The organism is Edaphosphingomonas fennica (assembly GCF_003034225.1).
Taxonomy (GTDB): domain Bacteria; phylum Pseudomonadota; class Alphaproteobacteria; order Sphingomonadales; family Sphingomonadaceae; genus Sphingomonas_E; species Sphingomonas_E fennica.
On the sequence record NZ_PHHF01000018.1, the window covers coordinates 248601 to 264817 of the forward strand.

Below are 16217 nucleotides of genomic sequence, written 5' to 3' on the forward strand. Positions count from 1 at the left end.
GGAAGGGCAGGGAGCCGAAGAAGGATGAGCCTGGCGGAACAGATTGGCGCGCTGGATGCGCACGGCCGGGCTCCGCTCTACCAGCGCCTCCAGGATGCGCTGCGCGGCGCGATCGAGCAGCAGCTCCTGAAACCGCAGCAGGCGCTGCCGCCGGAGCGCGACCTGGCCAGCGACTTCGCCGTTTCCCGCATCACCGTGCGCAAGGCGCTGGACGGGCTGGTGGCCGAAGGGCTGCTCAACCGGCGGCAGGGGGCGGGCACCTTCGTCGCCGGCCGCGTCGAGAAGCAGTTTTCGAAGCTGTCGTCCTTCTCCGAAGACATGGCGACGCGCGGCCGCACGCCTTCCAGCAAGTGGCTTTCCCGTTCCGAAGGCGCCGTGACGCCCGATGAATCGCTGACGCTGGGCCTGAGCCCCGGCACTCGCGTCTATCGCTTCGCGCGTATCCGCTATGCGGACGATCTCGCCATGGCGCTCGAATATTCGACGATCGCCGGCTACGGCCTGCCGTCGCTCGATACGGTCGGCGTGTCGCTTTATTCCGCGCTGGATGAGACGGGGAACCGGCCGGTGCGCGCGCTGCAGCGGCTGCGCGCGGTGCTGTTCGATGCGGAGCGGGCGGCGCTGCTGGGCATGGAGGCCGGCGCGCCGGGCCTGTTCATCGAGCGGCGCGGTTTTCTGGAAGACGGCCGCGCGATCGAGATGACGCACAGCTGGTATCGCGGCGATGCCTATGATTTCGTGGCCGAACTCAACGCACGGGCATGATGAACCCTGAACAGACCCTGATGTTCGCCGAAGCCGGCGAATCCGCCGCTGTCGTCACCCGCCAGCGCGCGGCCAATGCCGAGGCGCTGGCTGCCATCGCCGATCGGCTGCGCGGGCGCCCGCCGCGCGCCGTGCTGACCTGCGCGCGCGGCAGTTCGGACCATGCGGCGACCTATGCCAAATATCTGATCGAAACCCGGCTGGGGCTGCTGGTCTCCTCGGCCTCGCCGTCGGTCAGCTCCGTTTATGGCGCGGCGCAGCGGCTGGACGACATGCTGGCCATCGCCATCTCGCAATCGGGCAAGAGCCCGGACCTGCTTGCCACGGTCGAGGCCGCGAAGCAGGCGGGGGCGGCCGCGCTGGCGCTGGTCAACGTCGCCGATTCGCCGCTGGCCGCGCTCGCCGACGATGTCCTGCCGCTCCACGCCGGGCCGGAACGCAGCGTCGCCGCCACCAAATCCTACATCGCGACGCTGGCCGCGATCGCCGATCTGGTGCGGGCCTGGACCGGGGACGCCGGCCTGGCCGCGGCGCTCGACACGCTGCCCGATCTGCTACGCCGGGCCTGGGCGTGCGACTGGTCCCCGCTGGTCGATGCGCTTGCCGATGCGCGCGGCCTGTTCGTCGTCGGCCGGGGCATCGGCCTTGCCGTCGCGCAGGAAGCCGCGCTGAAATTCAAGGAGACCTGCGGCATCCAGGCCGAAGCCTTCAGCGCCGCCGAGCTGAAGCACGGGCCGATGGCGCTGGTCGGCCCCGGCTTCCCGCTGATCGTGTTCCGCCAGTCGGACGAAACCGGCCCCGGCGTCGATGCGCTGGCGGCCGAGATGGCGGCGCGGGGCGGCCCGGTGTTCATCGCCGGCGGTGAGGCGGCGGGCGCCACGCCCCTGCCTTCGATCGAGGGCGATGCCGCGATCGAGCCGCTGCTCCATATCCAGTCCTTCTACCGCGCCGCCAACGCCCTGTCGGTCCGTCGCGGCTTCGATCCCGACAAGCCGCCCCACCTCGCCAAGGTGACGGAGACACTGTGATGACGGTCGCGCTTGTCAACGGCCGCATCCTGATCGATTCCGCCTTCGTCGGGGGGCAGGCCGTGCTGGTCGAGGCCGGGCGCATCGCTGCGATCGTCGCCGAGGGCGATGTGCCCGACGATGTGGAACGGCACGATCTAGCCGGCCAGCGGCTGGCGCCCGGCTATATCGACCTTCAGGTCAATGGCGGTGGCGGCGTGCTGTTCAACGATATGCCGACCGTGGAGGGCATCGCCGCGATCGGCGCGGCGCACCGCCGCTACGGCACCACCGGCTTCCTGCCGACGCTGATCAGCGACGACCTTTCGGTGGTCCGCGCCGGCGTCGCGGCGGTGGACGCGGCGATCGCGGCCGGCGTGCCGGGCGTGCTGGGCATCCATATCGAAGGGCCGTTCCTGAACGTCGCCCGCAAGGGCATCCACAACCCGGCGAAGATCCGCGCGCTGGACGAGGACGGCATTGCTGCCGTCACCGGCCTTCGCCACGGGCGGACGCTGGTGACGCTGGCGCCCGAAAAGACCACGCCCGCCATCGTCCGCCGGCTGGTGGAAGCGGGCGTCGTGGTCGCGGCCGGGCATACCGCCGGCACCTACCGCCAGATCCGCGACGCGCTGGATCAGGGCATGTCCGGCTTCACCCACCTGTTCAACGCGATGTCGCCGCTTACCTCGCGCGAGCCGGGGGCGGTGGGCGCGGCGCTGGAGGACGAGGCGGCATGGTGCGGCCTGATCGTCGACGGCCGCCATGTCGATCCGGTGACGATGCGCCTCGCGCTTCGCTGCAAGCCGGCCGATCGCTTCGCGCTGGTGACGGATGCGATGCCGACGGTGGGCATGGCGGAAAAGAGCTTCGTGCTGCAGGGACACCGCATCACCGTGGTCGACGGCGTGTGCGTGAACGAGGACGGCACGCTGGCCGGATCGGACCTCGACATGGCGCGCGCCGTGCGCAACGCGGTGGCGATGCTGGATGTCAGCGCGGAAACCGCGATCGGCATGGCTTCGGACACACCGGCCCGCTTCCTGGGCGTCGCTGCGGATCGCGGGCGGATCGCCCCCGGCCTCGCCGCCGATTTCGTGCTGCTGGACGATGCGCTGAACGTCGCCGGCACCTGGATTGCCGGCGCGTTCGAGGCGGCCTGAGGCGGTAATCCGGCCCGCCGGATCGCTCCGGCAGCCCTTTAGCCGATGGTGGTGATGGGGTTGCTGCCGTCCCACGCCCTTGTGGCGGCGGCACCGGCGACGATCATCTCGCGCATGCCCTGGCCCTGGATGAATTCGTAGAGCACGCCCGTTTCGCCTTCGGGTTCGAGATAGGCGACATTGGTGGCGGGATTGCTCGCTTCGAACACGGTGCTGAGCCCATTGGCGGATGCGCGGGCGACGGCATCGCCCAGATCGTCCACCACCCAGGCGATATGGTGGATGCCGAGGATCGGGGTGCCATTGGCATTGCGATAGGGCGAGGGCGTGGCGTTGGTGGCCTGGATAAGCTCGATCTGGATATCGCCCTGATAGGACAAGGCGACATCCATGGTGACGATGCCTTCCACCCCGCGATAGCGGCCCTGGAGGCTGACATTGCGGAACACCGTCCACGGGCCGACGCCGAGCTGCGCGATCCAGCGGGCGATGCCGCGATCGAGATCGTCGACGAGATAGCCGATCTGGTCGATCGGGCCGAACAGGGCCTTGGTCATGCAGTCGCCTTTCGTGCGGGAAGGCGGGCGGCATGCGCGCCTGCGCGCCGCCCGAAGAAGGATGCTTCGCCCAGGCAGGTGCCGGAGGCATAGCCGTTGCTGTCCTGCGCGATGTTCGACGCGCAGGCGCCGGCCGCGTAGAGGCCGGGGAGGGGCGTGCCCGCCGCATCCAGCACCTCGCCATCGACGGACACCCGCAGCCCGCCCAGCGTGAAGCCGGTATAGACAGCGCGGCCGAACGACAGGTCGAAGGCGGCATAGGGGCCTTCGTCGAGCGGCTTCAGCCATTTCGGATGCTTGTGGAAATCCGGGTCCGCACCGTCGGCGGCGTGCCGGTTATATTCGGCCATGGTGGCCTGCAGCGATCCTTCGGGCAGGGCCAGCCCGGCCTCCATCTCCGCCACGGTGGCGAAGCCGTCGATGAGGCGCTGGTTGGTGAGCGAGGCGAAATGCGGATAGCCGAAGATCGCCGCATCGACGACGAGATAGACGATGCCGTCCGGCTGGCGGGCGGAGAAGATGCCCGAGCGGCTGTGATAGGAATCCTCGGCCACGAAGCGCTGGCCGTCGCGGTTGACGAGTATGCCCTTCAGCAGGTTTTCCGGCGGATAGAAGGGCGAGGTGAGGAAGGCTTCGTCCATGTGGATGGCGGTGCCGCCGGCCGCGGTGCCCAGCCGGATCGCCAGCCCATCGTCATGCGGGCTGCCCTGCACATAAGCGGACGCCAGTATCGGCACATGCCGCGCCACCATGTCGGGGTTCTGGCCGAAGCCGCCGCCGGCCAGCACCACGCCATGGCGGGCGCGGACATGCACCGGCTCGCCAAAGCGGCGGGCCTGGACGCCGACGATGCGATCGCCTTCGCGGATCAGGGCTTCCACCTTGCAATCGGCCATCACCGTGGCGCCGGCAGCTTCGGCGCGTTCGGAAAGGATGCGGAGCGCCAGCGCGCCGCCGCCTTCCTCGCCCTCGAAGGCGACCTTGTGGCCGCGCGGCGCGGGCTTCGCCATGTCGCGATAGGGCCAGACCTGCTCGTTGCCCGTCCAGATCAGGCATTCGCGGCCGGGCTGGACGACGTTCTTCTGCGGATAATAGCTGCGATCGAAGGGAACGCCCTGCGCCTCCAGCCAATCGAAATGGGCGACGCTGCCTTCGCTGTAGAGGCGGATCTTCTCCCGATCGGGATCGAGGGCGACGGCCTCCAGATAACGGGCCATTTCCGCCGGATCGTCATCGAAGCCGCAGGCCTGCTGCACGGGCGTGCCGCCGCCGAGATAGAAATGCCCGGCCGCGGCGGACGTGCTGCCGGTGCCGCCGCTGGTGCGTTCGACGATGATGACCGAGGCGCCGGCGGCGCGGGCTTCCAGCGCGGCGCAGGCGCCGGCCATGCCGAATCCCATGATCACCACATCGGCCGTGGCCGACCAGTCGGATACGGTGGCGGCATCGATCAGAAGGGGCGGGTGATCGCCCTGCCGGCTGGTGCTCATTTCGTGCCTTCCCCCCTCTCGCCCGGATCTGGATGAATTATGGTGGACTGTTAGTATAGTCAAATTCAAGGGCCATGAAGGAGCGGTATGGACGGAGCGATCGAGGGCGCGAGGCGGCGAGGCCGGCCGGCGGGGCGGACGGCGGCGGGGGAGGCGCAGCGCCGGCGGACGCGGGCGGCGATCCTGGCGGGGGCGGGCGAGGTGTTCGCGGCCGCGCCTTATGTGCATGCGACGATCGACGACATCATCCGCGCGGCGGGCGTGAGCCGGGCGACCTTCTACACCCATTTCGAATCGAAGCTGGCGCTGGCGATCGCCATCTATGACGGGATCGCGGGCGACTGGCTGGCGCTGTTCGACGCGCTGGCGGATGCGCGGACGGCGGGCGGGCTGCGGGCGTGGCTGGACCGGCTGGCCGCGCTCTATGCCGATCATGGCTATGTGACGCCGCTGGTGGCGCAGCTCCGCCTGTTCGAGCCAAGCTTCCGCGAAAGGCTGCTGCGCGATCGGGATCGGATCATCGACAGGCTCGCCCGCGCCGGCCTGCCGGGCTTCGCGGCGGCGGAGGGCGACATGCGCGAACGGGCGCGGGCGCACCTGCTGCTCCGCCGGCTGGACGAGGTGTGCGCCGATCTCGCCACGGGCGAGGCGCTGGCGGGAATCCATGCGGAGCTGATGGTGGAGGAACTGGAGGCGTTCATCGCGGGCCGGGCATGAGCGGATATCGGCAAGCCGCCGATCATCATGTATAGCGGGCGCTGCTTTGGGGAGAGACCGACCATGAATTTTCGCCGCACCACCCTTGCCGCGCTGGCGCCGATCGCCATCCTTTCGCTGTCCTCCTGCGGGATCAACGCCATCCCCACCGATGAGGAAGCCGCCAAGGCGCGCTGGGCCGACGTGCAGAACGAATATCAGCGCCGGGCCGATCTGATCCCCAACCTGGTGGCGACGGTGAAGGGCTATGCCGCGCAGGAAAAGGACGTGCTGACCCAGGTGACGGAGGCGCGCGCCAAGGCGACGTCGATCAACATCACCACCGACGACCTTTCCAACCCGGAGCGGCTGAAGCAGTTCGGCGACGCGCAGAACCAGCTTACCCAGGCGCTGGGGCAGCTCCGCACCGTGGTGGAAGCCTATCCCGAGCTGAAATCGAACGAGAATTTCCTGGCGCTGCAATCGCAGATCGAGGGCACGGAAAACCGCATCGGCATCGCGCGGCGCGATTATAACGCGGCGGTGCAGGCCTATAACACCCGCATCCGCACCTTCCCCGACGTGGTGGGCGCCAAGGTGATCTACGGATCGAAGCCGATGGCGACCTTCGAGGCGACGACGCCCGGATCGGACAAGGCGCCGACGGTATCCTTTTGACACGCCTGATCGCCCTGCTGTGGCTGCTGCTGGCCGCCACGGCGGCGGGCGCGCAGACCTTCCCGCCGCTGAGCGGACGGGTGGTGGACGCCGCGAACATCCTCTCGCCCGAGCAGGAGAGCGCGCTGACCGCGAAGCTGGCCGCGTTGGAACAGGGCAGCGGCCGGCAGTTCGTGGTGGCGACGGTGCCGGGCCTGCAGGGCTATACGATCGAGGATTACGGCTATCGGCTGGGGCGGAGCTGGGGGATCGGCACCGCCAAGCTGAATGACGGCCTGATCCTGCTGGTGGCGCCGAACGAGCGCAAGGTGCGGATCGAGGCGGGATATGGCCTGACCCCGATCGTGACCGACGCGCTTTCGGGCATCATCATCCGCCGCGCGATATTGCCGCGTTTCCGCGACGACGACATGGCGGGCGGGATCGATGCCGGCGCCGATGCGCTGATCGACCTGATAAAGCTGCCCGATGCCGAGGCGGCCGCCCGCGCGCAGGAGATCGTGAAGGCCGAAGCGGCGAAGGAAAGGCAGTTCGACCCGGCCGTGCTGATCCCGATCGTCATCATCGGCGGGATGATGCTGATGACGCTGCGATCGCGGCGGCGCGGCGGCGTCTATCGCCGGGGCGGCGGGCCAATCATCCTGTGGGGGCCGGGCATGGGCGGCTGGGGCGACGACGATGACGACCGCTGGGGCGGCGGCGGTGGCTGGGGAGGCGGCGGCTGGGGTGGCGGCGGCGGATTTTCCGGCGGCGGCGGCTCCTTCGGCGGCGGCGGGGCTTCGGGAAGCTGGTGATGATGCATCTGGATGCCGAGGATCATCGGCGGGTGAACGCCGCCATCGTCGCGGCGGAGGAACGCACCGACGGCGAGGTGATCGCGATCGTGGCGCGCCGGTCGGACGCCTATCATGATGCGGCGCTGCAATGGTCGCTGCTGGTGATGCTGCTGTGCTTCGCCGCCGTCGCCGCCTTCCCGCAGGCGTTTATCGGGCTGCTGGAAGCGATCACGGGCAGCTGGCACGCCGAATGGACGGTGCGCGAGCTGCTGACCATCCTGCTGGCGGTGCTGACGGCGATCTTCCTGGCGGCGCGGCTGGCGCTGAACTGGATGCCGCTCAGGCTGGCGCTAGTGCCGCGTTCCACCAGGATGCGCCGCGTTCGCCGCCGGGCGGTGACGCTGTTCAAGGTAGGGGCGGAGCGGCGCACGGCATCGCGCACGGGCGTGCTGCTATATCTTTCGCTGGACGAGCATCAGGCGGAGATCGTTTCCGATCGCGCGATCCATGCCAGCATCCCCGCCGAAGCCTGGGGCGCGGCGATGGCGCTGCTGGTGGATGCGGTGCGCGACGGCCGGCCGGGCGACGGCATGGTCGAAGCAATCGGCGCGATCGGAGACCTTCTGGCCCAGCATTTCCCCTTTACCGGGCAGGACCCGAACGAGCTGCCCGATCATATCATCCATGTATAAGAGCCCGCAAAACTTCTTCTGGACGTAATGGAATAGCCGGCGGAAACTATCGACATATCGACTCGGGCGGCTTGGGAGGCGGGCTGTTCATGATCTGGGGCGTGCATTGCTGAAGCGCATCCTGATCGGGATCGCCGCCGTGCTGGCCGTGGGGCTGGTGGGTTTCGGCATATTCGCCTGGCGATCCGCTATCGCCCCGATCCAGCCGCCGCCGGCATCGGCCTTCGCCCCCGAACTTGTCGCGCGCGGGGAGATACTGGCCAGCGCCGGCTATTGCGCCACCTGCCACACCGCCAAGGGCGGGCAGGCCTATGCCGGCGGCTATCCGATGGAAACGCCGTTCGGCACGATATATTCCACCAACATCACGCCGGACCCGGAGACCGGGATCGGCGCATGGCCCGAGGCGGCGTTCCGCCGGGCGATGCACGAAGGCGTGGCGCGGGACGGATCGCACCTGTTCCCGGCTTTTCCCTTCGACCATTTCACCAAGCTGAGCGATGCGGACATATCCGCGCTCTACGCCTTCTTCATGACCCGCAAGCCCGTGGTTGCGCCGGCGCGGGACAATGGCGTGCCGTTCCCGCTCAACATCCGGGCATTGCAGGCGGGCTGGAAGCTGCTTTTCTTCAAGCCCGGCCGGTTCCAGCCGCAGGCGGCGAAGAGCGCGGAATGGAACCGGGGCGCCTATCTGGCCGAAGGGCTGAGCCATTGCGGCGCCTGCCATACGCCGCGCAACATGCTGGGCGCGGAAAGGCGGCCGCTGGTCTATGCCGGCGCCCTTATCGACAATTGGGTGGCGCCGCCGCTGAATGCCGGCAATCCATCGCCCGTGCCCTGGGATCGGGACGAGCTGATCGCCTATCTGCAAAGCGGCGTCAGCCATTATCACGGCACGGCGGTGGGGCCGATGGCGCCGGTGGTGCGGGGGCTGCAACGGCTGCCGGGCAGCGACATCAACGCGCTGGCCGTCTATTTCTCCGATCGCGACGGCATCGAGCAGCGCCAAGGGATAGCGGCGCCCGCCGTGCAGCAGGCGCTGGCGACGAGCAGCGTGGGCAGCGGGCTCACTTACGATCCGGCGGCCCGGCTCTACACGGCGGCCTGCGCGTCCTGCCATTATAACGGCGCCGACGCGGTCAATCCGCTGCGGCCGGAACTGGCGCTGAACAGCGCGGTCAGCCTCGGCGATCCGACCAACCTGATCCAGGTGATCCTGCACGGCGTGGGCGCGGATGACGGCGTGCCAGGCGTGGTGATGCCGGCCTTTTCGCGGTTCAGCGACGCGGACATCGCGCGGATCGCCGCCTATCTGCGCGCGACCCGGACGAGGAAGGGGCCGTGGCTGGACCTGGAACGCAAGGTTGCCCAGGTGCGCGCGCACGGGCCGGGGCAGGAGTAGACGGCATGACCACCCGCTTCACCATCAACGGCCGCGCGGTTTCGGTGGATGCCGACGAGGATAGCGCCCTGCTGTGGGCGATCCGCGACGATATCGGGCTGACGGGCACCAAGTTCGGCTGCGGCATCGGCATGTGCGGGGCGTGCACCGTCCATGTCGGCGGGCGGGCGACGCGATCGTGCATCACCCCGCTCGCGGCGGTGGAAGGCGCGGACATCACCACGATCGAGGGGCTGGACCCGGCCGGCGCGCATCCGGTGCAGAAGGCCTGGCGGGCGCTGCAGGTGCCGCAATGCGGATATTGCCAGCCGGGCCAGATCATGCAGGTGGCGGCGATGCTGAAGGATTTCCCCGCGCCCACCGATGCCGATATCGATGCGGTGATGGCCGGCAGCCTGTGCCGCTGCATGACCTATGTGCGCATCCGCGCCGCGATAAAGGAAGCCGCGGCGGCGATGACGAAGGGGACGGCGAAGGCGAAGGGAGCGGCGGCATGAGCCGGCCGATCGCGGCGTCGTCGAAAGCCGGCGGGGCCGGGCCGGCGGCGCTGCTTTCGCGGCGCAACTTCCTGGCGCTTTCGGCCGGCGCGGGGATCAGCTTCGGCTTTGCCCGTATCGTCGATGCGGCGATGGACCCCGCCGTGCCCGGCGGGGTGCCCGCCGCGCCCCATGGCGGGCTGATCGAGCCCAATCTGTGGTTCGGGATCGACCATGACGGTATCGTCACCGTCAACATCATCCGCGCGGAGATGGGCCAGCATGTCGGCACCGCGCTGGCCCGCATCCTGGCCGACGAGCTGGAGGCGGACTGGAGCAAGGTGCGCATCGTCCATGTCGATACCGACCCCAAATGGGGGCTGATGGTGACGGGGGGAAGCTGGTCCGTCTGGCAGACCTTTCCGCTGTTCAGCCGGGCGGGGGCGGCGGGGCGGATCGCGCTGATCGAGGGCGGCGCGCGGCTGCTGGGCGTGGCGCCATCGGCCTGCGCGGCGCGCAACGGCGCGGTGGTGGCGGGCGGGCGCAGCATCGGCTTCGGCGAGATCGCCCGGCGCGGCGGGCTGACCCGCACCTTCACGCCCGAGGAGCTGGAGAAACTGCCGATCAAGCCGGTGAAGGACCGGCGGCTGATCGGCCGGCCGACCGAGGCGGTGGACATCGCCGCCAAGATCGACGGCACCGCGCGCTACGGCATCGATGCGCGCGTGCCCAACATGGTCCATGCGCGCCCGCTGCTGCCGCCGACGCGCAACGGATCGAAGGTGGTTTCGATCGACGACGGCGATGCGCGCAAGGTGAAGGGATATATCCGCAGCATCGCGCTGGACGACCCGTCCGATACCGTGCCGGGATGGGTGATGGTGATCGCCGAGACGTTCCAGGCGGCGCTGAAGGCATCGCGCCATGTGAAGGTGCGATGGACGCCGGGGCCGGGACATGGCGTTTCCGAAAAGCAGATACAGGACCGCGGGGCAGAGCTGGCGGCGAGCGCCGAGGGCGGCGTGGACCTGAACGTCGCCGACGACGACAGCACGCCCGAATTCGACTGGGCGGCGGCAACCACGCTGGAGCGGATCTACACGACGGCGACGGTGCTGCACTTCCAGCTCGAACCCGTGAACGCGCTGGCGTTCGAGAAGGACGGGATGTTCGAAATCCATACCGGCAACCAGTGGCAGTCGCTGATCCTGCCGACGCTGGCCAAGGCGCTGGACCGGCCCGAGGCATCGATCGTGATGCGCACCTACATGCTGGGCGGCGGGTTCGGCCGGCGGCTGAACGGCGATTATGCGGTGCCGGCGGCGCTGGCGGCCAAGGCGCTGGGCCGGCCGGTGAAGATGGTGCTGACCCGCGAGGACGACGTGCGTTTCGATTCGGTGCGGTCGCCATCGGTGCAGCGGCTGCGCATGGCCTTCGACGGCAGCGGCCAGATCCAGGCGATGGAGCATCATGCCTGCGCCGGCTGGCCGACGCAGGTGATGGCGGGCGCGCTGCTGGCCAAGGGACTGCGCGGCGGCCAATATGATCCCTTCGCGATCGCCGGGGCGGACCATTGGTATGATGTCGGCCGCCAGCGGGTGCGGGCCATTCCCAACGACCTCGCCAACAGCAGCTTCCGGCCGGGATGGCTGCGATCGGTGGGGCCGGGCTGGACCAACTGGGCGCTGGAAAGCTTCATGGACGAGGCGGCGTTGCAGGCGCGCGTCGATCCGGTCGCCTTCCGGCTGAAGCTGCTGACCGGCAAGGGCCGCAACGCGGGCACGGCGCCCAGTTCCGTCGGCGGGGCGCTGCGGCAGGCGGAGGTGGTGCGCCGGGCGGCCGCGCGGGCGGGGTGGGGGCAGCCGCTGCCGCCCGACACCGGGCTGGGCCTTGCCACCAGCTTCGGCCAGGAACGCGACATGCCGACCTGGGTGGCCTGCGCCGCGCGGGTGCGGGTGGAGCGGGCCAAGGGCAAGGTGATCGTGGAGAAGCTGACGATCGTGACCGACGCCGGCACCATCGTGGACCCGGACGGCGCGCTGGCGCAGACGCAGGGGGCGGCGCTCTGGGGCCTCAGCATGGCACTGCACGAGGGCACCGAGTTCGTGAACGGCGAGGTGCGGGACCTCAACCTCGACACCTATATGCCGCTGCGCATCGGCGACGTGCCGGCGATGGACATCAGCTTCGTCGACAGCGCCGAGGCGCCGGTGGGGCTGGGCGAGCCGGCGACGACGGTGGTGGCGCCGGCGATCGGCAACGCCATCTTCCGCGCGGTGGGGGTGCGGCTGCGCCACATCCCGATCACGCCCGAGGCCGTGCGCGAGGGGCTGGCGATCGCGGCCAGGAGCTGAAACCGGCCTCCGCCAGTTCGTGCGGCATCATCAAAGCATGGCCCGGATCGTGGCTTGCCTGGAAAAGGCGGGGGCATAACCTTCGGGCGCAGGGAAGCCGTGCCTGAGGCCGCTCCGGTTCCGATCGAACCGGGGAAGCCTTGGCAAAGCCCCTGTTCAACGCGATTTCCGGGCCGGCGGATGTTCCACCTGCCCCGAAATCACTCCTGCGGGGTGCCTTGATGAGCGTGACGCCTTTCACCATCGCCGTGCCGCAGGAAAGGCTGGACTGGATCAACCGCCGGTTGCGCGACGCGCACTGGCCGACGCCGGCCAGCGGCGATCCCTGGGCGTTCGGGACGAGCATCGGGGAGATGCGGTCGCTGGTGGATTATTGGCTGGAAAGCTACGACTGGCGCGCGCGGGAGACGGCGCTCAATCGCTTTCCGCATTTCCGGGCGCATATCGACCTGGGCGACGCGGCCTATGACGTCCACTTCATCCATGTGCGGGGCAAGGGGCCGAACCCGACGCCGGTGATCATCACCCATGGCTGGCCGGGATCGTTCGTCGAATTCATGGAGGTGATCGAGCCGCTGACCGATCCGGCGCGCTTCGGCGGCGATCCGGCGGACGCGGTGACAGTGGTGATCCCATCGCTGATCGGATACGGATTTTCCGGCAAGCCCGATCGGCCGATCGGCCCCCGCACCATCGCGCGCGCCTTCGACAAGCTGATGCGCGAGGAACTGGGCCATGACGGCTATATCGCGCAGGGCGGGGATTGGGGATCCTCGGTTTCCGGCTGGCTGGGCTATGAAGGGCAGGGCTCCCGCGCGGTGCACCTGAACTTCACCTTCGGCTGGACCGACCCGGCGGCCATTCCCGAAACGCCCGAGGAGATCGAGGCGGCGAAACGGCTGCAGGCGATATGGCGGGGCGAGGGCGGATATATGGCGATCCAGTCCACCAAGCCGGTGACGCTGGACCATGCGATGGCCGATAGCCCGCTGGGCGTGGCGGCGTGGATATTGGAGAAGTTCCACACCTGGTCCGACCTGGTCGATGGCGACCTCTGGTCCGTCTATGCGCGCGACCGGATCATCGACAACATCATGATCTATCTGGTGACGGACACGTTCGGCACCGCATCCTGGCTTTATCGCGGCGTGTTCGACGAGCCGGTGCCGGCCGGCGCGCGCGTGACAAAGCCCGTCGCCATCGCCAATTTTCCGGGCGAGCTGGGCCAGTTTCCACGCAGCACGGTGGAGAAAAGCTACAACGTCGTCCGCTGGACGGATGCGCCCCGCGGCGGCCATTTCGCGGCGATGGAGCAACCGGCGCTGTTCGTGGACGACCTGCGCGCCTTCGTGCGCGAGCAGCGCGGCGTCTGACGATCCCTGCCTTCCAACGATCGGAGCCAAGCATGAGCGTTCAGCACATCAACCCGGACAGCCTGTTCAGGCTGGACGGCTTTGCCCAGATTTCCGTGCCGCCGGCGGGCAAGCGGTTGGCCTTCATCGCCGGGCAGACGGCGCTGGACAAGGATTTCAGGCTGAATGCCGATGGCTTCCACGATCAGGTGGTGGCGGCCTTCGGCAATGTCGTCCACGCGCTCGACGCGCTGGGCGCGGGCACGGCGGATATCGTGAGCATGACCTTCTACATCGTCGGGCTGACGGATGCGAAGTTCCAGGATTTCGTGAAGGCGATGAACGTGGCGCTGGACGGCGGGCCGTTCCCGGCCAACGCATCCTCCGTGATCGGCGTCGAGCGGCTGGCGCTGGCGGGATTGCAGATCGAAATGTCCACCGTGGTCGCCATCGACTGAACCCATGACAGCCGGATCGCCGCCCTTTCCACGATCAGACGGTGACGGCGGCCTCGGTGCGTCCGGCATCGCCGAAGATGCGGAGGTAGCGCGCGATCTCGGCAGGATCGCCGGTGGCCTTGGCCGGATTGTCCGACAGCTTCACCGCCGGCTGGCCATCGGCATCCACCACCTTGCAGACCAGCGAGATCGGATCGAGCCCGGTGGTGGGGAAGGGCGCGCAGCCGCGGAAATCGTTGGTGAGGTTGGTGCCCCAGCCGAAGCTGAGCCGGACGCGGCCGTGGAAATGGCGATAGGTGGCCTCGATCGAATCCACGTCCATGCCGTCGGAGAAGATCAGCAGCTTTTCGCGCGGATCGCGGCCCTTTTCCCGCCACCAGCGGATGATCTGCTCGCCGGCCTCGATCGGCGGCAGGCTATCGGGCCGGAAGCCGGTCCAGTCGGCCAGCCAGTCCGGCGCGCCGCGCAGGAAGGCGGCTGTGCCGAAGGCGTCGGGCAGCGCGATCAGCAGATTGCCGCCATAAAGATCGCGCCAGTCGCGAAGCACGCGATAGGGCGCGGCGGCGATGCCGGCGTCGGTGCCGGCCAGCGCCGCGAGCACCATCGGCAGCTCGTGCGCGTTGGTGCCGATCGCCTCCAGATCATTGTCCATCGCCATGAGCACGTTGGAGGTGCCGATCAGCCGATCGCCCAGCCCTTCCTTCAGCGCCTCGACGCACCAGCGCTGCCACAGGAAGCCGTGGCGCCGGCGGGTGCCGAAATCGGAAATGGCGAGATCGGGCAGCGCGGCCAGCCTTTCCACCTTGCCCCACAATTTGGCCTTGGCGCGGGCGTAGAGCACGTCGAGCGCAAAGCGGCCGCGATCCTTGAGCGCCGCGCGGGAGCGGAGTTCGTTGACGATGGCGAGCGCCGGGATTTCCCACATGCTGGTGTGCGTCCACGGGCCGGCGAAGCGCAGCTCATACTGCCCGTCCGCCTTGCGCAGATCATATTCGGGGAGCCGGAATTCGGCGAGCCAGGCGATGAAATCCGGGCTGAACATCTGGGTGCGGCCGTAGAAACTGTTGCCGGCGAGCCAGATCAGTTCCTTGGCGGTGAAGCGGATGCCGCGCGCATGATCGAGCTGGGCGCGAAGCTCCCCCTCGTCGATCACGTCGGCCAGGCGCACCGCCGTGCTGCGGTTGATGAGCGCGAAGGTGGCCCGCACGTCCGGATAGAGGCGCCGGATCATCTGCAGCATCAGGAGCTTGTAGAAATCGGTATCGAGCAGGCTGCGGACGATGGGGTCGAGCCGCCACCCATGGTTGTAGGTGCGGGTGGCGATATCGGTGATGGCCATGGCCGATCCTATGGCCGGGCCGCCCACGGGATCAAGACGCCGGCGCGATGCCGGCGGCGGGAGAAGGAGAAAGGCATTGGAACTGCGCAATCTGGGCAAGACCGGCATCAAGGTTTCGATCGTGGGGCTGGGCTGCAACAATTTCGGCTGGAAGGCGGACCTGGAAGGATCGCGATCGATCATCGACGCGGCGCTGGCCAACGGCATCAACTTCCTCGACACGTCCGACAGCTACGGCCCGTCCGAGGACTTCATCGGCGAGGTGCTGGGCGCGCGGCGCAAGGATATCGTGCTGGCGACCAAGTTCGGATCGCCGCTGGATGAGGAAGGCAAGAAGAAGGGCGCTTCGCGGGCCTATATCGCCCAGGCGGTGGAATCGAGCCTGAAGCGGCTGAAGACCGACTGGATCGACCTTTACCAGCTTCACTTCCCCGATCCCGAGACGCCGATCGAGGAGACGCTGCGCGCGCTGGACGATCTGGTGCGGCAGGGCAAGGTGCGGGCGATCGGCTGTTCCAACCTGACCGGCGCGATGCTGCGCGAGGCGATGACGGTCGCGGCCGACAACGGGCTGACCCCGTTCGCCACCACCCAGAACGAATATAATCTGCTGTTCCGCGGCATGGAGGCGGAGCTGGGCGACCTGATCGTCGAGCATGGGCTGGGCGTGCTGCCTTATTTCCCGCTGGCGAACGGCGTGCTGACCGGCAAATACAAGCCCGGCCAGCCGGCCCCGGCCGGTGCGCGGCTGGCGGACGCGCCGGCCTTCTTCGATCCCTATAAGGACCCGGCGAAATGGGAGCTGGCGGCGCGGCTGGAAATGTTCGCGGTGGAGCGCGGGCATAGCCTGATCGAGCTTGCCTTTTCCTGGCTGGCGGCACAGCCGGGCGTGGCCAGCATCATCGCGGGCGCCAGCCGGCCGGAGCAGGCGGCGCAGAATGCGGGCGCGGCCGGCTGGAAGCTTTCGGCCACGGAGCTGGCCGAGATCGACCGGATGACGGCCGCCGCCTGA

Annotated in this window: 16 protein-coding genes; 13 read left to right on the forward strand and 3 right to left on the reverse strand. The window is 68.7% G+C overall.

The annotated features are described in order from the left end of the window. The first annotated feature begins 24 nt into the window (after positions 1–24). From CV103_RS04620 to nagA, 3 genes are read left to right on the forward strand one after another with little or no spacing between them, the layout of a single operon-like run. Positions 25–765 (forward strand): GntR family transcriptional regulator, encoded by a 741-nt coding sequence (locus tag CV103_RS04620; RefSeq protein WP_107394087.1) that lies wholly within the window; start codon positions 25–27, stop codon positions 763–765. Then, positions 762–1793: an SIS domain-containing protein gene (locus tag CV103_RS04625; protein ID WP_107394088.1), complete on the forward strand. Its 1032-nt coding sequence runs from the start codon at positions 762–764 to the stop codon at positions 1791–1793. The genes CV103_RS04620 and CV103_RS04625 overlap by 4 nt, the downstream gene beginning before the upstream one ends. Next, positions 1793–2935 (forward strand): N-acetylglucosamine-6-phosphate deacetylase, encoded by a 1143-nt coding sequence (gene nagA, locus CV103_RS04630; protein WP_107394089.1) that lies wholly within the window; start codon positions 1793–1795, stop codon positions 2933–2935. Before CV103_RS04625 ends, nagA begins: the two co-directional genes overlap by 1 nt. 38 nt (positions 2936–2973) lie before the next feature. On the opposite strand, the gene CV103_RS04635 is transcribed toward nagA, so the two are convergent. Further along, entirely contained in the window at positions 2974–3492 is a 519-nt protein-coding gene (locus tag CV103_RS04635) for a VOC family protein (protein WP_107394090.1), read from the reverse strand. Then, the gene (locus CV103_RS04640) at positions 3489–4982 is read right to left on the reverse strand and encodes an FAD-binding protein (protein ID WP_107394091.1); all 1494 of its coding nucleotides are present in this window, start codon (positions 4980–4982) and stop codon (positions 3489–3491) included. Before CV103_RS04640 ends, CV103_RS04635 begins: the two co-directional genes overlap by 4 nt. An 87-nt stretch (positions 4983–5069) precedes the next feature. On the opposite strand from CV103_RS04640, the gene CV103_RS04645 reads away from it, so the two are divergent. The 9 genes from CV103_RS04645 to CV103_RS04685 all read left to right on the forward strand — a co-directional run bounded on the left by CV103_RS04645 (position 5070) and on the right by CV103_RS04685 (position 13866). Next, the gene (locus tag CV103_RS04645; protein WP_107394092.1) at positions 5070–5699 is read left to right on the forward strand and encodes a TetR/AcrR family transcriptional regulator; all 630 of its coding nucleotides are present in this window, start codon (positions 5070–5072) and stop codon (positions 5697–5699) included. A gap of 63 nt (positions 5700–5762) precedes the next feature. Beyond that, positions 5763–6356 carry a LemA family protein gene (locus CV103_RS04650; RefSeq protein ID WP_107394093.1) on the forward strand — a complete coding sequence of 198 codons (594 nt, stop codon included), beginning with the start codon at positions 5763–5765 and terminating at the stop codon, positions 6354–6356. After that, the gene (locus CV103_RS04655; RefSeq protein ID WP_107394094.1) at positions 6353–7150 is read left to right on the forward strand and encodes a TPM domain-containing protein; all 798 of its coding nucleotides are present in this window, start codon (positions 6353–6355) and stop codon (positions 7148–7150) included. The genes CV103_RS04650 and CV103_RS04655 overlap by 4 nt, the downstream gene beginning before the upstream one ends. Then, positions 7150–7824: a TPM domain-containing protein gene (locus CV103_RS04660; RefSeq protein ID WP_084653205.1), complete on the forward strand. Its 675-nt coding sequence runs from the start codon at positions 7150–7152 to the stop codon at positions 7822–7824. The genes CV103_RS04655 and CV103_RS04660 overlap by 1 nt, the downstream gene beginning before the upstream one ends. A gap of 106 nt (positions 7825–7930) precedes the next feature. Further along, positions 7931–9226, forward strand: a complete 1296-nt coding sequence (locus tag CV103_RS04665; protein ID WP_015457213.1) for a cytochrome c — start codon at positions 7931–7933, stop codon at positions 9224–9226. Positions 9227–9231: 5 nt separating this feature from the next. Continuing rightward, positions 9232–9723, forward strand: a complete 492-nt coding sequence (locus CV103_RS04670; protein WP_107394095.1) for a (2Fe-2S)-binding protein — start codon at positions 9232–9234, stop codon at positions 9721–9723. Beyond that, positions 9720–12056, forward strand: a complete 2337-nt coding sequence (locus CV103_RS04675) for a xanthine dehydrogenase family protein molybdopterin-binding subunit (RefSeq protein WP_107394096.1) — start codon at positions 9720–9722, stop codon at positions 12054–12056. The genes CV103_RS04670 and CV103_RS04675 overlap by 4 nt, the downstream gene beginning before the upstream one ends. 221 nt (positions 12057–12277) lie before the next feature. Continuing rightward, positions 12278–13429 carry an epoxide hydrolase family protein gene (locus CV103_RS04680; protein ID WP_107394097.1) on the forward strand — a complete coding sequence of 384 codons (1152 nt, stop codon included), beginning with the start codon at positions 12278–12280 and terminating at the stop codon, positions 13427–13429. A gap of 32 nt (positions 13430–13461) precedes the next feature. Next, a complete protein-coding gene (locus CV103_RS04685; RefSeq protein ID WP_015457209.1) occupies positions 13462–13866 on the forward strand; it encodes a RidA family protein in 405 nt (134 codons plus the stop codon). 34 nt (positions 13867–13900) lie between these two features. Here the strand turns inward: CV103_RS04685 and pncB are convergent, their stop codons facing one another. Then, a complete protein-coding gene (gene pncB / locus CV103_RS04690) occupies positions 13901–15205 on the reverse strand; it encodes a nicotinate phosphoribosyltransferase (RefSeq protein ID WP_107394098.1) in 1305 nt (434 codons plus the stop codon). Positions 15206–15281: 76 nt separating this feature from the next. Between pncB and CV103_RS04695 the strand changes: the two genes are divergently transcribed. Further along, positions 15282–16217 carry an aldo/keto reductase gene (locus CV103_RS04695; RefSeq protein WP_107394099.1) on the forward strand — a complete coding sequence of 312 codons (936 nt, stop codon included), beginning with the start codon at positions 15282–15284 and terminating at the stop codon, positions 16215–16217.